Consider the following 15,582-nt stretch of genomic DNA (forward strand, 5'->3'; position numbering starts at 1 on the left):
GATGGCCGATCCGCTTCCGCCAGAAATAGTGATCATCCGCCGTCGCAGTTCGCTCGAGAGCGGCGAGACGAAGAACAGTGTCTGGAAAATCGCTTACGCCGACTTCATGACGGCGATGATGGCATTCTTCCTGGTGATGTGGCTGATCAATGCCACCAATCAGGAAACGCGCGAAAGCGTGGCCACCTATTTCAATCCAATCAAGCTGACGGACTCGACACCGGATCGTAAAGGCATCAACGATGCCCGGCGGGTTGACCCCGGCAAGGCCGTGGAAGGCGAGAGCAAGTGGCCGCATCCGGAGCCAGGTCAGCCGACGGATTCGCTCGCGCGTCCGCAGCCCCCGCAGCCACGCTATGGCGAGGCGACGTTGTTTCGCGATCCTTATGCGGTGCTGTCGGAGATTGCCGGCGGTCCGCCGCGTCCGGGGCAGACCAGCGCGGCGCTCGATCCAAATCGCAAAGAAGGGCTGAAGGGCGGAGAGGCCTATCGTGATCCGTTCGACCCGATCAACTGGCCGATGGCGTCGATCTCGTCGCTCGAGAAGAAGCTGTCGGGACGTAAGGACGCCGGCAGCCTACCATTCGGCGAAGATGTTGCTGTAGCAAGCGAGGGCCAGGAGCAGCGCCCGCTCGACGCCAAACCTGATGCCACCGGTACCCCAGGGCAGGAGATGTCCGGATCGAATTCAACTCCCGCGAAATCCGACAAGCAGGAGGCACCGAAGCCCGCCGGGTTGTTTGCTGACGATGGCGACAAGTCCAATCCGGCAACGGGTCGCCCGCAACCGGCGCAGGCAGACAAGACAGCGGCGCCGGCTGACAAATCCCAGGCGCAGCCTGACAAGGCGCCCGCCCAGGCAGAAAAAGCCCAACCGATGGACGCCGCCAAGCTCCAGGCCGCAATCTCGGCGGCATTGGCCACCATTGGACCGGCGCGTCCGGTTGCCGAAGTGAGGGAGACTCCCGAGGGACTCCTGATCAATCTGACGGACGACGTGAATTACGGAATGTTTGCCAACGGCTCGGCCGAACCCACGCCCGGTCTCGTTCGTGCGCTCGACAAGATCACGCCGATGATCGCGCAGAACCGCGGCCAGGTCATCGTGCGCGGTCACACCGATAGCCGCGTCTATCGGACGTCGGAATATGACAATTGGCGGCTTTCGACCGCGCGTGCGCATATGGCATATCACATGCTGGTGCGCGGCGGCCTCGACGCTGCGCGGGTCGAGCGCATCGAGGGCTATGCGGACCGCCGGCCGAAAATTCAGAACGACCCGCTTGCCGCGCAGAACCGGCGGATCGAGCTTCTGATCCGTGCTCCCGTGCTATGACCAGCGCCAGGATAATTGCAGCAACGCTTCTAGCCTGTCTTGGCAGCGCACATGCGCAGCCGGCCGACGAACAAATGCGCGAGCCGTATCAGATGGTTCGTTCATTGCAGATGCTGCAAGATCAGATCGCGCGCGGCGATCTCGACGCTCACAATTCCCAACCCGCCCTGCTGAAGCGCCTGGGTGAGAATTTTCTGAAAGCCGATGCTACCGTCTGGAAGGAACCACGCAATTCGCGCGCAGCTGTCACCTTCCTCTTGAGTGGTGGGTCGCCGCAAGTGGTTGCGAGCCTCCGCTCCCGCAACGTGCTGAATATTGACGAGGCTATTGTCGATGGCGCCATCGCTTATGTCGAAGGGCGCACGGACGAAGCGAAGTCGAAGCTCGCCAATATCAAGCCACGTAGCCTGCCTGCGGCACTCGGTGCCGAGATCGCGCTGGTGCAATCGGCACTGGTTGCACAGGACGACCTGAAGGTCGCGATCGCATTGCTTGACGAGGTGCGGCTGATGATGCCGGGCACGTTGGTCGAGGAAGCGGCACTGCGTCGGGAGATTTTCATCGTCGGACAGGACGACGACTTCGACAAGTTCGAAGCCCTCGCGGTGCGCTACTTTCGCCGATATCGGCATTCCATTTATGCGGGCAATTTCCGTCAGCGCTTTGCGCTCTCTGTGGCACGCTTCAGCTTCGTACAGCGCCCCGATCGTTTCCCTCGTCTTGTCGCCGTGCTCGATCATCTCGATCGGGCGAGCCAGCGGGCACTCTATCTTCTGATTGCAAGAACGGCATTGGTTCGCGGCAAGACTGAAATGACCGTGCTTGCCGCCGACCGTGTATTTGCATTGTCCGATGACGATAGCGTCGAGCGCGTCCGCGCGCGCCTGTATCGCGCCGCGGCACGCGTCGCCACATCGGCACACAGTACGGCAATCGCCGAGCTTGAGCAGATCGACAAGGCAAAACTGTCCGAACGTGACGTCGAACTGCAAACCGCGGCGCTTGCCATTGGACTGAATGTTCGAAAGGCACTGCCAGAGGCAAAGGCCAAGAGCGACGGAAGCAGCGAAGTGAAGACGGCCATGCGGCCGCGCATTGATTTCAGCCGCTCTCTCGCCGCCGTCGACCGCGCGCAAAAGCTGCTCGATGCGTCGCAGGAACAATTAAAGGAGAAAACCCGATGAACAATGCCGATCTCCTGATGGCAGCGCTTCGCCAGACAGCGGCCGGAAAGGCTGGGACGAAAGGCGGATTGAACGGCGGTGCCCATGCCAAGGACGGCAAGGAGAAGGCCGATCACTTTCGCGAGCAGCTCCGCCTGATCTCAAAGGAGTCCAAAACAGTCACGCCGCATGTCGCCAAGGCAGCCGATGACGCGAAAATCGTTGACGCAAAGCCGGTGCTCGACGCGGCATCCGTTCTTGCGGAATTGACGGGTGAGGTCGCGCAAAAACCAAACGTCAGTGACGACCAATCCGATGATGACGATTCAAAGGCCACGAGGGGCGAGGAGAGCGCGACAAAATCTGCACCCTGGCACGGACCGGATCCCGCGCTCAGCGCGGTAATGGCCAAATTCGATCACGCGCATTCGCCTTTACCAAGCGACGACAAATCGACGTCTCGCATTTCGGTACCGGACGTGAAGGCAGATGATGCTCCGCGCGATCCCACGACGCCCGTTCACGTCGCAACGGCCGACGTGCCTGACGCCGATGCGGCTGCCACGCAACGGTTTACGTTGGCGGTTGAGACGACGGATACCAAGCCGCTTCCGGTTGCGAAGGCGGTTGTCCGTGAACAAGAGACGCATTTCGAACCCGTGCAACAGGTCACGACGCTGCAGAAGATCGTCGATCGAATGGCGACTGATCTGGCGACCGTCGCATCACCTGAAAGGGCTCGCGTGGCCGACGCGCCGGGGCTCGAAACGAACAAGGCCGCGGATAGCCGGCCGGTGCGCATGATGACGCTCGAACTCGATCCGCCCAATCTCGGTTCTGTCACCGTGAAGATGCGGCTTGCCGGCGATTCCGTGGAGATTCATCTCACTGCGGATCGCTACGAGACCACGCAGATGCTGCGACAGGAGCGCGGTGCGCTCACCGACGCCATGCAGTCGGCTGGGTACTCGTTCGATATCACAGCGATCGACCATACCCGCTCCCCCGACTCAAATCTGAACAACGGTCAGCAGCAGCAGCAACAACAGATGCCGTCCGATCAGCGCTCTTCGCTGCCGTCGTCGGGCGGATCGCAGGCGGATGGTGGTTCTTCGGGGCGGTCATCCGGCGATTCGCAGAACGGCACACGGCATAACAGGCAGGATCATGAGCAATCGCCAAGGCCGGCAGAACGGCAGCAGGATCAGAATAGCAGCCGGGTTCGCAGCAGCACTGTTTATATCTAGCGTTGCGACCAATGCGCGGGCCGAAGGCCCGTGCGAGCGGGAGATGGCACGAGCGGCACGCCGCCATAATGTACCACTCGGCGTGCTCTTTGCTGTCGGACTCAGCGAGACTGGACGCAAGGGCGTGCTGAATCCCTATGCGCTCAATGTCGATGGCCGGACGGTGCTCGCCACCGATCTGCGCAACGCCGTTGCGCGCTTCGCCGAGGAGAAAAGCAAGGGCGCGAAGCTGGTCGATCTCGGCTGCATGCAGATCAATCACCGCTATCACGGCGAGAAATTCCCCAGTGTGGAAGCGATGTTCGATCCCGCGCGCAATGTCGATTATGCCGCCCGATTTCTGAAAGATTTGCGTGAGCGCGAGGGAAACTGGACGATGGCTGTCGCGCGCTACAACGCCGGTCCGACTAACGTTGTCGGCCAAAAACGCTACATCTGCAGTGTTATCGGCAGCCTTGTCGCGAGCGGATTTGGGTCGTGGACGAGCAAGGCCCGAGATTTTTGCGCCGAGCGCACTGCGTCACGATGACCCTGTGGATAACCGCCAGCCTCGCGCAAGCAACTTCAACTCTAATACTTCACACGTGAAACGGAGGATAATCGATGAGTCTGTATGGGGTGATGCGCACAGGCGGCTCCGGCATGAACGCGCAGTCGAACAAACTGGCGACGGTCGCTGACAATATCGCCAACGTGAATACCACGGGCTACAAGCGCGCCTCGACGGAATTCTCCTCCCTTATCCTTCGCAGCGGAACCGGAAACTACAATTCCGGCAGCGTCGAGACGCAGGTTCGTTACGCGATCTCTGATCCCGGTACGGCGAATTACACGACTTCTGCGACCGATATGATGATTCAGGGCAATGGCTTTTTCGTCGTCAGCGATGCGGGTGGCACGCCTTACCTCACGCGCGCTGGCTCTTTCGTTCCAGATGGCCAGGGCAATCTCTACAATACCGGTGGCTACTATCTGATGGGCTACAACATCAAGAATGGTGCCCAGCCGAACGTCGTTGCCAATGGCCTCGGCAATCTCGAGGTCGTAAACATCGCGCAGCAGTCCTTGCTGGGAAATCCGACGACCCAGGCAGGTATCAGTAGCGCCAACCTGGATTCCAATGCTGCGATTAGCGCCGGACCGCCGAACTTTACGTCGAAAACGTCGGTCATCACCTACGATAATATTGGAAATGCGGTGAAACTTGACATGTATATGTTCAAGACAGCCGCCAATACATGGGATGTGCAGATCTACAACAGCGCAGGCGCGGCAGCAGGCGGCGGCTTCCCCTATGCAGCCGGGTCGCAGCTGGGCACCACCCAGACATTTACCTTCGACGTCAGCGCCACCGGCAAGGGCCGCCTCGCTGCCGCGAGCCCGACCTCGATGGCCTTCACAATCCCGGGCGGCTCGCCCGTCACTTTCGATATGTCGAGTATGACGCAGGTCGCGGACGAGTTCCAGTTCAAGGCCACGACCAACGGCAACGCGCCGAGCGCGCTCGACCGTGTGGAGGTGAGCTCAGACGGCACCATGTATTCGATCTTCGACGACGGCACGCGAATCGCGAGCTACAAGATCCCGCTGGCGACGGTACCGAGTCCCGACAATCTCTCGCCCGAAGTCGGGAATGTCTATTCGATCAGCACCAACTCCGGCAACATCCAGGTCGATTTCGCGGGCAATAGCGGTCTCGGTACCATCAAGCCGGAAGCGCTCGAAGCATCCAACGTCGATCTGGCCAACGAGCTCACGGCGATGATCGAGTCGCAGCGTGGCTACACCGCGAATTCCAAGGTGTTCCAGACCGGCGCTGACCTGCTCGACGTACTCGTCAACCTGAAGCGCTAGCACACAGCGCGGATCACTGACGGGAGTCTCCAATGTCACTTACGGTCGCACTCAATTCGGCCCGCTCGTCGCTTATGGCGTCGGGCGTCCAGTCTTCCGTCATCTCGCGCAACGTCGCCGGCCTGCACCAGGACGGCTACTCCCGCAAGAATGCTCTGATCGTTTCCCAGCCGGGCAGCGGTGTCTATGTCAGTGGTATTCAGCGGGCCGCCAGCGCCGGTCTGTTCAACAATGTCGTCAAGGCGGTATCGAACACCGCACAGCAGGATGCCCTTTACAACGGTCTGCAGAAGGTTGCGGCTGTCACCATCGACGACCCCGAGCTCGATCAGTCTGCCGCGGCGCAACTGGCCAAGCTGAAAAGCGCCCTGCAGCAATATGCATCGGCGCCGGATAACGTAACGTTCGCGAATTCTGCCGTCACGGCGGCCAAAAATGTTGCCGCATCGCTGAACGATTCGACCAACACCGTGCAGACTGTCCGCGCGGATGCCGACGCCGAAATGGCGACGTCGGTCGGGAATATCAATCAGCTTCTGGCGCAATTCGAGACGGTTAATACGGCGATCATCAAGGGAACGATCTCCGGCTCCGACGTCACCGACTACCTTGATACGCGCGATAGTATCCTGTCGAAGCTGTCCCAGGAGGTTGGGATCACGTTTGCCACCCGCGCAAACAATGACATGGTTGTCTATACGGATTCCGGGGTCACGTTGTTCGAGCGTACCGCTCGCTCCGTAACCTTCGCTCCGACAAATTCCTACACGGCCGTCACAACGGGTAACGCTGTGGTCATCGATGGCGTTCCCGTTACCGGCGCTAACGCGATCATGCCGATCGGCTCCGGCAAGCTCGCTGGTCTCGCGACGCTTCGCGACGACAAGATGGTGACCTATCAGAATCAGCTCGACGAAGTTGCGCGCGCCGTGATCGAGATTTTTGCCGAGAAGGATCAGAGTGCTGCCGCTGGACCAGACCAAACCGGCCTCTTCACCTATGCCGGTGGACCCGGAATGCCGACCACGGGCGTGATCAATACCGGACTCGCCGGCACGATCAAGGTGACGGCCCTGGTCGATCAGGCCCTTGGCGGCAATCCGAGCCTGATCCGCGATGGTGGGATCAATGGCGTTAATTACGTCTACAATGCCGGCGGTGAGGCGGGTTTCTTCGCCCGCATTCAAGGCCTCGTCGATGGCATGGCGGCATCCCGAACCTATGATCCGGCCGCGCTCGGCAAGCCTAGCGGCAGCCTCGTCGACTTTGCCGGCTCCTCGGTGAGTTGGCTGGAATCGCAACGCAAGAGCGTCGGCGACGACGCCACCTATAGCCAGACGCTCCTGGAGCGCAGCGCCGATGCGTTGTCGAACGTCAATGGCGTCAACATGGATGATGAGATGACCTTCATGTTGCAGGTCGAACGCACTTTCTCGGCATCGTCGAAGCTGATCTCAACGATTGACGACATGCTGAAAGAACTTCTGATGGCGGTGGGGTAATCGATATGGCTACAAATTTCATTTCATCGAACTCGATTTCGACCACCCTGCGCATCTCCGCGTCGAAAAGCCAGGTGGCGATCTCAAAGGCCACCAAGGAGGCGACGACAGGAAGGCTCGCTGATGTCGGGGGGAGTCTTGGTGCACTCACGGGTCGCGACGTGACCCTGCGTGCGGAGCTTCTCGATATGGAGAAAATCGTCGATACCAATGCACTCGTGAGCGCCCGCCTGGACGTCACGCAGGAGCGTGTTTCGCAATTGATCGAGACGGCACAGTCCTTCCAGAAGGATCTGCTGGCGGCGCGCAATTCGGCAAATGGTGGCGTCATCATCGCCCAGCCGGCAGCGTCGAATCTCCAGTCGCTTCTCACGACGCTCAATGTTTCGATGGACGGACAGTATCTGTTCGCCGGCATCAACACGGCGCAACAGCCGATGACGCCTTATCAGACCGGTTCGGCCAGCAAGACGGCGATCGATGCGGCCTTTACTGCCGCTTTTGGTTTTCCGCCCGGTGACGTGGCTGCCGTAAATATCACCCCCGCCGCCATGAATAATTTCCTCGACAATGCGTTTGCGACCGAATTCGACGATCCGGCCTGGGGAACGAACTGGTCGTCGGCATCCGATCAGGTCATGCGCAGTCGCATCTCTACGACACAAACCGTCGATTCCTCCGCCAGCGCCAATGACAAGGCATTCCGGAACCTGGCGATGGCCTACACGATGCTCAGCGGGCTTGGTCTGGAAACTCTGAATCAGAGCGCGTTCCAGGCCGTTACAGACAAAGCGCTGCTGCTGGTCGGCGGTTCGGTGTCCGACCTTGCGAGTGTCGGTGCACGCCTCGGAACCGCGCAGGAACAGACGACAAATGCAACCAGTCGTCTCAAGGTGCAGACCGACATCGTGAACAAGCAGATCAACGCGATGGAAGTGGTCGATCCGGAAGAGGCATCCGTCCGGGTCAACTCCCTGAAAAATCAGTTGGAGATGTCGCATGCGCTGACCGCGCAAATTCAGAACCTCAGCATCCTCAATTATCTCTGATAGGTGGGCTGATCTATGAAGCAACAGGTTATCGATTGAAATGACACTGGCAGGTTACGACGCGGAAATCGAGGATAGCGGCCGCGAGGCGCGATCCAGGGAACAACAAGCGCTCAATCACGGTATTAAACTACTTCAGAAAATCCAGAGCGGAGCGCTTGCTTCATCCGAAGAAACAGATGCCTTACTCTATATTCGTAATCTCTGGACCTTCTTCATACAAGATCTGTCGAATCCACGAAACGGCCTGCCGGAGCAGTTGCGAGCGCAGCTGATTTCGATTGGTCTCTGGGTCATCAAGGAAGCCGAGCGCCTTCGGGAAGGGCAGTTGTCGGACGTGAGCGATCTCGTTGCGATCAATATCGTCATCCGGGATTCGCTGGCATGAAGAAGCCAATGTGCATATCGCTGCGATCGGGCGAGAAAATCTATATTAACGGCGCAGTTTTGCGGGTCGACCGCAAGGTGACACTGGAACTGATCAACGACGTGACTTTCCTGCTGGAAAGCCAGGTCATGCAGGTCGCCGATGCGACAACGCCGCTTCGGCAGCTCTATTTCGTCGTGCAACTGATGTTGATGAGCCCGAGCGATATCGAACAGGCGCGTGCGGTCTTTGGACATCAGCGCTGCGCGATCTACGCGGCGGCCGACAACAAGGAATTGTTGCAGGGCCTCGATGCGATCGAGGAGCTCGTCGAGGCTAAACGTTATTACGAGGCGTTGCGGAAGATTCGGGCTCTGTTCGAAGTCGAACAGGCGATCCTGAGCGGCGCGGACATGCTGCTGCCGGTCGTGGCCTAACCCAGGGAGAGCGAGATGATCGTCAACGGCGTAGATACCGCGAAATCCACCACAAGCACGACGTCGTCGACGTCGTCGACCAACATGATCGACTACAACGGCTTCCTGCAGCTTCTGATCGCGCAGATGCGCAACCAGGATCCCACCAATCCGACCGATTCAACCGAATATATGAGCCAGCTTGCACAGCTGTCGTCGGTCGAGCAAGCGGTTCAGACCAATGCAAAGCTCGACACGCTGCTTTCGACCAGCGCGATTACCCAGGCAGAAGGCCTGATCGGCCGCACCGCTTCATTCACGGATGAAAGCGGAACGAGCACGACCGGCAAGATCAAAGAAGTCTATATCATCCAGGGCGGTGCGGTCGCGACGCTCGAAAACGGCACGAAGGTCCAGCTCGGGCCCGGCATTACCATTAGCTGAACCATGAACGAGCGCGACGCCCTCGATATCGCCCAGCAGGCGATCTGGACCATCATCGTTGCTGCCGGCCCGGCGGTTGGCGCCGCGATGTTCGTGGGTATCGTCATTGCCCTCCTGCAGGCGCTGACCCAGGTGCAGGAAATGACGTTGACCTTCATCCCCAAGATCGTGGTGATGTTGATCGTGGTCGCCGTCACCGGCTCCTTCATGGGAGCTCATATTTTCGCCTTCACCGAAGTGCTCTACGGCCGGATCGAACGCGGCTTCTAGCCGCCATCGTCTCCACCATCTTCACGCAAGGTCGGCGCTGCACAGTGCGGCCATGATATTCGCGCGAGAATTGCCATGGCCGACGTAACGATTTCAGCCCTGCCGGCCGAACGGCGGGCCGGTACGGACGTCGCCTTTGCATTCGGCATCGTCACCATTCTGGTGATGCTGGTGCTGCCGGTTCCGACAATCCTGATTGACCTCGGTCTGGCCTTCTCGATCGCGTTGTCCGCGCTGATCCTGATGGTGTCGCTGTGGATTCAGCGGCCGCTTGATTTCTCGGCATTTCCCACCGTGCTGCTGATCGCCACCATCCTGCGATTGGCGCTGAACGTGGCGACCACGCGCGTGATCTTGTCGCATGGCGGTGAGGGAGAGCACGCCGCGGGCTACGTCGTCGCCGGCTTCGCCAAATTCGTGATGGGCGGCGACTTCGTCATCGGCCTGATCATCTTCGCAATTCTCGTCACCGTGAATTTTGTGGTGATCACCAAAGGTGCGACGCGTATCGCCGAAGTCGGCGCCAGATTTTCGCTTGACGCCATTCCCGGCAAGCAGATGGCGATCGACGCCGACCTGTCGGCCGGTCTGATCGATGACAAGGAAGCGCAGCGTCGGCGCCACGAGCTGGAGGAGGAGAGTTCGTTTTTCGGCGCCATGGACGGTGCCTCGAAATTCGTGCGCGGCGACGCGATTGCCGGCCTGATTATCACCGCCATCAACATCTTTGGCGGCATCATCATCGGCGTCACTCATCATGGCATGGAGCTGTCACGCGCCGCTGATGTTTTTACCAAACTCTCGGTCGGTGACGGCCTGGTCTCGCAGATCCCCGCACTGATTGTGTCGCTCTCGGCCGGTCTGCTCGTCTCCAAGGGCGGTACCCGCGGCTCTGCCGAGCAGATGGTGCTGAAGCAGCTCGGAAAGTATCCGCGCGCCCAGTCAGTTGCCGCGATGATGATGTTCGCGCTCGGTCTGCTCCCCGGCCTGCCATTCCTGCCCTTCGCGCTGCTTGGCAGCGCCATGGCCTTCATGAGCTTTACGCTCCCGCGCCAGCAGGCCGCCCGCGCGAAGGTGGAACAGGCGCGCATCGCGCAGGTTCAGGAAAAGGTGCAGATCGAGAACAGGGATTCCGTCAAGGAATTGCTCAAGACCTCCGATGTCGAGCTCTGCGTCGGTAGCCAGCTTGCGATCCAGATGCTGAATGCCCATGGGGAATTGGCGCATCGCGTCGCCAAGGTTCGGCGGCGTTTCGCTGCCCAATATGGCTTCGTCATTCCCGAGATCAAGCTGACCGACGACCTCTCCATCGGGCCGAAGTCATATCGTATCAAGATCTACGGCACCGTCGTGGCCCATCACGAATTGCGCATTGGCGAGTCCTTGGTGTTGTTTGACGGTGATCGGAAGCCCGATGTTCCGGGCGACGAGACGATCGAGCCCGCTTTCGGCATGAAGGCGATGTGGGTTCCGGAGACTTTCATCGACGAAGTCAAACAGGATGGCTTCAAGATCGCGGACAATATCTCGGTGCTGCTCACGCACCTCAGCGAGGTCGTCCGCAATAATCTGGCCCAGCTCCTTACCTATAAGGACACCCGCGCACTGATCGAACGGCTCGATCCCGAATACAAGCGGCTGATTGAGGATATGGTGCCATCGCAGATTTCCTATTCAGGACTGCAGGCGGTGTTCAAGCTTCTCCTGGCAGAGCGTATCTCGATCCGCAATCTACATCTCATTCTGGAAGCCATTGCCGAGATCGCGCCGCATGTGCGTCGGTCCGAGCATGTGGCCGAGCATGTACGGATGCGCATTGCGCAGCAGATCTGCGGCGATTTCGCCGACAACGGCGTGCTCAAGGTGCTCCGCCTCGGCAATCGCTGGGACCTCGCCTTCCATCAGAGCATCAAGCGCGACGGCAAGGGTGAGATCGTGGAATTCGACGCCGATCCGCGGCTGGTCGAGCAATTTGCGGATGACGTGTCGGTTGCGGTCCGCAAGGCGGCTGCCAATGGCGACACTGCGGTGCTGGTCGCGCCGCCTGACGTCCGTCCTTATGTTCGCATGATCACCGAGCGCATGTTCCCCACGCTGCCGGTGCTGTCGCATGTCGAGATCGCACGTGGAGCCGAGGTGATGTCGCTCGGAGCTGTATCTTGATCGCAAGCAGCTCCGTCTCCATCCTGGCTACGTTCCTGATCTTTTGCCGCATCGGGACTTGCATGCTGGTGGCGCCGGGCTATTCCCGCGTCAATATCCCGACGCAGATCCGGTTGTTCCTCGCTATCAGCGTCACCTTGATGCTCACCCCCCTGCTGGAGTCCACGGTCCGCCCGGCTGTAGAAGCGGCGACGGCGCCGGATCTCCTCCGCCTGATCATGTCCGAGCTGATGGTGGGCCTGGTCATTGGACTCACTGCACGCATGTTCTTCGCTGCGCTGGAAACGATGGCCACATTCGTCGCGTCGGGGATCGGTCTGACCCTCCCTGGTGTCGCCGACGATGGCGAGCATGTGCCGGCGCTGGTGCCGCTGATCACGCTGACTGCGACGGTGGTCTTCTTTGTAACCGACCAGCATTGGGAATTGTTGCGCGGCCTAGTCGGGTCCTATCAGATCTGGTTGCCGGCAACCGGGATCAGCGCCGAGGGCGGGCTAACGCAACTCGTAGATCATCTCTCCATGGCCTTTACGCTGGCGCTCCGGGTCGCCAGTCCCTTCGTTATCTATGCTGTCATCGTCAATTTCGCGGTCGGTCTCGCCAATAAACTGACGCCAAGCATTCCCGTCTACTTTATCTCGATTCCATTTGTACTCATTGGCGGTCTACTGCTGCTCTATCTCACGGGCCGCGAAATGGTGCTGCAATTCAGCATCGCTTTCGCATCCTGGCTGTCCGGGTGACGAACCATGCAAAAGCGCGACCACAAGATCCGCCGTATCGCCGCCGTGCAGGCAAGGCTGCACCGGATTGCCGAGTGGCAGCTGATGGAATGCCAGGCACGGGAGAACCAGCTCGAGGAGAAGCAGCGCCTCATTCTGGAAGGGTTCAATGATGAGAGCAAGCTTCCGGATTTGGCCGTGCAGACCGCCAGCCAAAGTCTGCGCGCCGCTAGCATCGAGCAAGGCGTCGTAGCCAAGACCAGGGAAAGACTGGCGGCGCTTGCGCGCGACGAAGGCCGCAAGCTGAAACATGCGCTGAAAATGGTGAAGTCGGCGGTCGGACGCACGGTTCGGGCCGACGAAAAGCGGGTTCTGGACGACGAGATCGACAAGGCCGCACGGCGGTCGATCGAGGGAGCATAGACCGATGGGAATTCTGACAGTTGCGCAGGGTATGTCATGACAGTGGCCCCGGTATCGAACGATCTAATTGCGGATGTCATGAAGGCGGCGGATCCGGCCGCTCAACGTGTCGCGGCAACGAGGCTTGAGCGTATGGCGCCGGCGGGCGAGGCGAACTTCGCATCTGCGGTCGCCGACGAGTTTGCCGCAGGGCAGGCCGCCCAGAGCTCGAAGACTGCCCCCGTCAGCGGCGGAGAGATAGCGTCAACACCGATCATTCGGAAGGCTGAGGGAAGCAATCCGGTTTATCGCAAGTTCGAAGCCTTCGTGCTGCAGATGTTCGTGGAAACGATGCTGCCGAAGGATGCGGAGGACGTATTCGGCAAGGGTACCGCCGGCAATGTCTGGCGTTCGATGCTCGCCGAGCAGATCGGCAATGAAATGGCCAAGGGCAACGGCGTCGGCATCGCCAAGCAACTGGCCAAATCGCGCCCGACATCGGCTCCAACTTCCGAAGGCTAACGGCCGATTCCGGCCATGACAGTAGAGATCGACATGGAACAGATCGAACAGCAGACCTCAGTCATCCCCGTCGAGGCACAGGCTCTGGCCTTGCCTGAGACCGACCTTCCTGAATCGGCTGCGCAGGAAGCCTCCGTTTTCGGTGAGGCGGACGATGCGCCTGGCCAATGGCTCGGTACGCAAAGCAGCGCGCTGACCGCAATTGATCGGTTGAAAGCAACCATCGATGAGGAGACGGAGAAGCTTGAGGTTCGTGCCGTAGTGGATTTCGATGGCTTCAGCCAGCGCAAGAACCGTGGCCTGCTCGAGCTGACTCGGGCAATGCGGCTGACTCAGGACATCAAGAATGATCCGCGCGTCACGCCGCAACTCACACTGTTGCGCGCCAGCCTGATCCGTAATCAAGCTGCGTTACAGATCCATCTCGATGCCGTGCGTGAGGTCTCGGCCATCATCGCGCGTTCGATCCAGGAGGTTGAATCGGACGGCACCTACTCACTGGCGATCGCAGGCAAGCGCAAATGATGAAGCTGCTGATCACGGGCATTTGGGCCTGCCTCGTCACTGTGGGTACCAGTTTCGGGATCTCATATTGGAAGGAGACTGCGGCTGCATTGCCCGCGAAGCAGGACCAACCTGAAGGTCTGGTTTATGAAAAGGTCAAGGTGATCAATGTGCCGATGATCGCCGACGGCAGCGTTCAGGGCTATATCGTCACCCAGCTCGTCTTCACTGCTAACGCCAAAGTCCTGCGTCAGCTTCCGGTGCCACCGGAGCCGTTCGTCGTCGATGAAGCATTCCGTATGATCTATGGCGACCAGAAGCTCGATTTCAAGAATCTCGGTCGTTACGACCTCACGCAATTCGCGCAGACGGTGCGCGCGCAGGTCAACAAGCGTCTGCAGACGGAGGCGCTGCAGGAAGTCCTGGTGCAGGATTTCAACTATGTGTCGAAGGATCAGATTCGCCGCTGAGACTACAGCGAGTGGTCATCGCTGTGGTACGGTGATGCTCAATGATCTAGCGTGGTGGATGTGTGGTACTTCGCGTTAAGCGAGAAGCTCTGTGTCTTGCACAGCAGTTTGAGGAGGCGGTGGACGCCAACGCCGTGGTCGGCGTCCTCTTGCGCGTAAGGCGTGAGCCTTAGTTCGCCTTTGAAACAGGCGCTTCGTGAGCGGGACGAGACTTCAGATCGTCCAGTCGGTAACCCATATAACGCTTCGATTCGATCGGGTCGAAGCCGAGATGATCGCGTAGCTTCTTGCGCAGCTTGCTCACATGGCTTTCGATCACATTCTCATCGAAGCTGGCATCGAACAGACCGTAGATGGCGTTGAAGAGCTGGGTCTTCGTCAGCCATTTGCCCTGATGCCCGACTAGGTGTTCGAGAATGCGTAGTTCGCGTCGTGGCAGGACCAAAGTGCGACCGGCAACCTCCGGGTCGCGGCCATCGAGAAAGACACGAATGACGCTCGTTTGTGCCGGTTCGTGCTGATCGATGGTACGGCGGCGAATAACTGCCGTTCGTGCCATGATCTCGCGCACGTGGACCGGTGCGTGAACGACGTCATCGACGCCAGCTTCGAACAACTCAATGGTCTGCTTGAGGTGCTTCAGGCTGTTGAGCGCAATAATCGGCGCCCGTGACCTGTTGCGGATACTGGATGGGATGCTCGTCCGATCCGGACAATCGCCCAGCAGAAAGGCCCGAATGACAGTTAAATCATTACCAACGGCACATTCCAGCCAATCGCGAAAGTCTGTAGACGTGAAGCCAATCGATACAACCCCTTCGCGATCAAACCCGGCCGCATAGCCTTGTGTGACGCCCTCTCGGTCATCGATTACAACAAACATTTTAATCCCCTGCGTGTTCGCCTTGATATCGTTATGGGGTCGAATTAGGCGCACTCGCCCCATTTTTGTCTTGAAGACGCAACACAACAGTTACTTGAGCGGATGGATGGGCCTTTGAGCGATTCGCTGACTTGCAAATGGGAGGCCCGGTCGCTTTTTACGGGATACCTAATGCTGTGATGCGGTCAGCTCACATTCTCCGGCTTGCATTCATCCGTAGTTTCAGAGAGCTCCCTCTCGCTATGTGAACACGACATGACATCTCATG

Annotated in this window: 18 protein-coding genes; 17 read left to right on the forward strand and 1 reads right to left on the reverse strand. The window is 59.3% G+C overall.

Translation table 11 applies throughout. The features are described from left to right. The first annotated feature begins 1 nt into the window (after position 1). From AB7951_RS29180 to AB7951_RS29260, 17 genes are all read left to right on the forward strand, one after another. The gene (locus AB7951_RS29180; RefSeq protein WP_120287540.1) at positions 2–1,336 is read left to right on the forward strand and encodes a MotB family protein; all 1,335 of its coding nucleotides are present in this window, start codon (positions 2–4) and stop codon (positions 1,334–1,336) included. Then, entirely contained in the window at positions 1,333–2,520 is a 1,188-nt protein-coding gene (locus AB7951_RS29185) for a chemotaxis protein (protein WP_120287539.1), read from the forward strand. Before AB7951_RS29180 ends, AB7951_RS29185 begins: the two co-directional genes overlap by 4 nt. Next, positions 2,517–3,746, forward strand: a complete 1,230-nt coding sequence (fliK, locus tag AB7951_RS29190) for a flagellar hook-length control protein FliK (RefSeq protein ID WP_120287538.1) — start codon at positions 2,517–2,519, stop codon at positions 3,744–3,746. Before AB7951_RS29185 ends, fliK begins: the two co-directional genes overlap by 4 nt. Before the next feature lie 43 nt (positions 3,747–3,789). After that, on the forward strand, positions 3,790–4,275 hold the full coding sequence (locus AB7951_RS29195; RefSeq protein ID WP_093757664.1) for a transglycosylase SLT domain-containing protein: 486 nt from the start codon (positions 3,790–3,792) through the stop codon (positions 4,273–4,275). Positions 4,276–4,349: 74 nt separating this feature from the next. Then, positions 4,350–5,600: a flagellar hook protein FlgE gene (locus tag AB7951_RS29200; protein ID WP_120287537.1), complete on the forward strand. Its 1,251-nt coding sequence runs from the start codon at positions 4,350–4,352 to the stop codon at positions 5,598–5,600. A 32-nt stretch (positions 5,601–5,632) separates the two neighbouring features. Further along, positions 5,633–7,102 (forward strand): flagellar hook-associated protein FlgK, encoded by a 1,470-nt coding sequence (gene flgK, locus AB7951_RS29205; protein ID WP_120287536.1) that lies wholly within the window; start codon positions 5,633–5,635, stop codon positions 7,100–7,102. Positions 7,103–7,107: 5 nt separating this feature from the next. Further along, positions 7,108–8,151 carry a flagellar hook-associated family protein gene (locus tag AB7951_RS29210; RefSeq protein ID WP_089263446.1) on the forward strand — a complete coding sequence of 348 codons (1,044 nt, stop codon included), beginning with the start codon at positions 7,108–7,110 and terminating at the stop codon, positions 8,149–8,151. A 40-nt stretch (positions 8,152–8,191) separates the two neighbouring features. Then, positions 8,192–8,539 (forward strand): flagellar biosynthesis regulator FlaF, encoded by a 348-nt coding sequence (gene flaF / locus AB7951_RS29215; RefSeq protein ID WP_068729866.1) that lies wholly within the window; start codon positions 8,192–8,194, stop codon positions 8,537–8,539. Between the two features lie 8 nt (positions 8,540–8,547). Next, positions 8,548–8,955 carry a flagellar biosynthesis repressor FlbT gene (gene flbT, locus AB7951_RS29220; protein ID WP_120288068.1) on the forward strand — a complete coding sequence of 136 codons (408 nt, stop codon included), beginning with the start codon at positions 8,548–8,550 and terminating at the stop codon, positions 8,953–8,955. Positions 8,956–8,970: 15 nt separating this feature from the next. Beyond that, positions 8,971–9,378, forward strand: coding sequence for a flagellar hook assembly protein FlgD (gene flgD / locus AB7951_RS29225; RefSeq protein ID WP_120287535.1), 408 nt, complete (start codon positions 8,971–8,973; stop codon positions 9,376–9,378). A gap of 3 nt (positions 9,379–9,381) precedes the next feature. Then, the gene (fliQ, locus tag AB7951_RS29230; RefSeq protein WP_068729862.1) at positions 9,382–9,648 is read left to right on the forward strand and encodes a flagellar biosynthesis protein FliQ; all 267 of its coding nucleotides are present in this window, start codon (positions 9,382–9,384) and stop codon (positions 9,646–9,648) included. A 75-nt stretch (positions 9,649–9,723) separates the two neighbouring features. Next, positions 9,724–11,811 carry a flagellar biosynthesis protein FlhA gene (gene flhA, locus AB7951_RS29235; RefSeq protein WP_120287534.1) on the forward strand — a complete coding sequence of 696 codons (2,088 nt, stop codon included), beginning with the start codon at positions 9,724–9,726 and terminating at the stop codon, positions 11,809–11,811. Next, entirely contained in the window at positions 11,808–12,554 is a 747-nt protein-coding gene (fliR, locus tag AB7951_RS29240) for a flagellar biosynthesis protein FliR (protein ID WP_120287533.1), read from the forward strand. Before flhA ends, fliR begins: the two co-directional genes overlap by 4 nt. Positions 12,555–12,560: 6 nt before the next feature. Next, complete coding sequence (locus tag AB7951_RS29245) at positions 12,561–12,956, forward strand: hypothetical protein (protein ID WP_120287532.1); 396 nt, start codon at positions 12,561–12,563, stop codon at positions 12,954–12,956. A gap of 36 nt (positions 12,957–12,992) precedes the next feature. Further along, positions 12,993–13,457 (forward strand): rod-binding protein, encoded by a 465-nt coding sequence (locus tag AB7951_RS29250; RefSeq protein WP_120287531.1) that lies wholly within the window; start codon positions 12,993–12,995, stop codon positions 13,455–13,457. 33 nt (positions 13,458–13,490) lie between these two features. Next, a complete protein-coding gene (locus AB7951_RS29255) occupies positions 13,491–13,982 on the forward strand; it encodes a hypothetical protein (RefSeq protein ID WP_439066694.1) in 492 nt (163 codons plus the stop codon). After that, entirely contained in the window at positions 13,979–14,431 is a 453-nt protein-coding gene (locus tag AB7951_RS29260) for a hypothetical protein (RefSeq protein WP_089263453.1), read from the forward strand. The genes AB7951_RS29255 and AB7951_RS29260 overlap by 4 nt, the downstream gene beginning before the upstream one ends. 169 nt (positions 14,432–14,600) lie before the next feature. On the opposite strand, the gene AB7951_RS29265 is transcribed toward AB7951_RS29260, so the two are convergent. Beyond that, positions 14,601–15,314, reverse strand: coding sequence for a response regulator transcription factor (locus tag AB7951_RS29265; RefSeq protein ID WP_120287530.1), 714 nt, complete (start codon positions 15,312–15,314; stop codon positions 14,601–14,603). Positions 15,315–15,582 lie beyond the last annotated feature (268 nt).

Origin of the sequence: Tardiphaga sp. 285_C5_N1_2 (assembly GCF_052076065.1) — a bacterium.
Taxonomy (GTDB): Bacteria; Pseudomonadota; Alphaproteobacteria; order Rhizobiales; family Xanthobacteraceae; genus Tardiphaga; species Tardiphaga robiniae.

Coding starts and splice junctions, on each gene's coding strand:
- fliQ (WP_068729862.1), top strand. CDS start 9,382: ATGAACGAGCGCGACGCCCTCGATATCGCCCAGCAGGCGATCTGGACC.
- AB7951_RS29265 (WP_120287530.1), bottom strand. CDS start 15,314: ATGTTTGTTGTAATCGATGACCGAGAGGGCGTCACACAAGGCTATGCG.
- AB7951_RS29255 (WP_439066694.1), top strand. CDS start 13,491: ATGGAACAGATCGAACAGCAGACCTCAGTCATCCCCGTCGAGGCACAG.
- fliK (WP_120287538.1), top strand. CDS start 2,517: ATGAACAATGCCGATCTCCTGATGGCAGCGCTTCGCCAGACAGCGGCC.
- AB7951_RS29250 (WP_120287531.1), top strand. CDS start 12,993: ATGACAGTGGCCCCGGTATCGAACGATCTAATTGCGGATGTCATGAAG.
- AB7951_RS29195 (WP_093757664.1), top strand. CDS start 3,790: ATGGCACGAGCGGCACGCCGCCATAATGTACCACTCGGCGTGCTCTTT.
- AB7951_RS29245 (WP_120287532.1), top strand. CDS start 12,561: ATGCAAAAGCGCGACCACAAGATCCGCCGTATCGCCGCCGTGCAGGCA.
- AB7951_RS29210 (WP_089263446.1), top strand. CDS start 7,108: ATGGCTACAAATTTCATTTCATCGAACTCGATTTCGACCACCCTGCGC.
- AB7951_RS29180 (WP_120287540.1), top strand. CDS start 2: ATGGCCGATCCGCTTCCGCCAGAAATAGTGATCATCCGCCGTCGCAGT.
- flgK (WP_120287536.1), top strand. CDS start 5,633: ATGTCACTTACGGTCGCACTCAATTCGGCCCGCTCGTCGCTTATGGCG.
- AB7951_RS29260 (WP_089263453.1), top strand. CDS start 13,979: ATGATGAAGCTGCTGATCACGGGCATTTGGGCCTGCCTCGTCACTGTG.
- AB7951_RS29185 (WP_120287539.1), top strand. CDS start 1,333: ATGACCAGCGCCAGGATAATTGCAGCAACGCTTCTAGCCTGTCTTGGC.
- flbT (WP_120288068.1), top strand. CDS start 8,548: ATGTGCATATCGCTGCGATCGGGCGAGAAAATCTATATTAACGGCGCA.
- AB7951_RS29200 (WP_120287537.1), top strand. CDS start 4,350: ATGAGTCTGTATGGGGTGATGCGCACAGGCGGCTCCGGCATGAACGCG.
- flaF (WP_068729866.1), top strand. CDS start 8,192: ATGACACTGGCAGGTTACGACGCGGAAATCGAGGATAGCGGCCGCGAG.
- flhA (WP_120287534.1), top strand. CDS start 9,724: ATGGCCGACGTAACGATTTCAGCCCTGCCGGCCGAACGGCGGGCCGGT.
- flgD (WP_120287535.1), top strand. CDS start 8,971: ATGATCGTCAACGGCGTAGATACCGCGAAATCCACCACAAGCACGACG.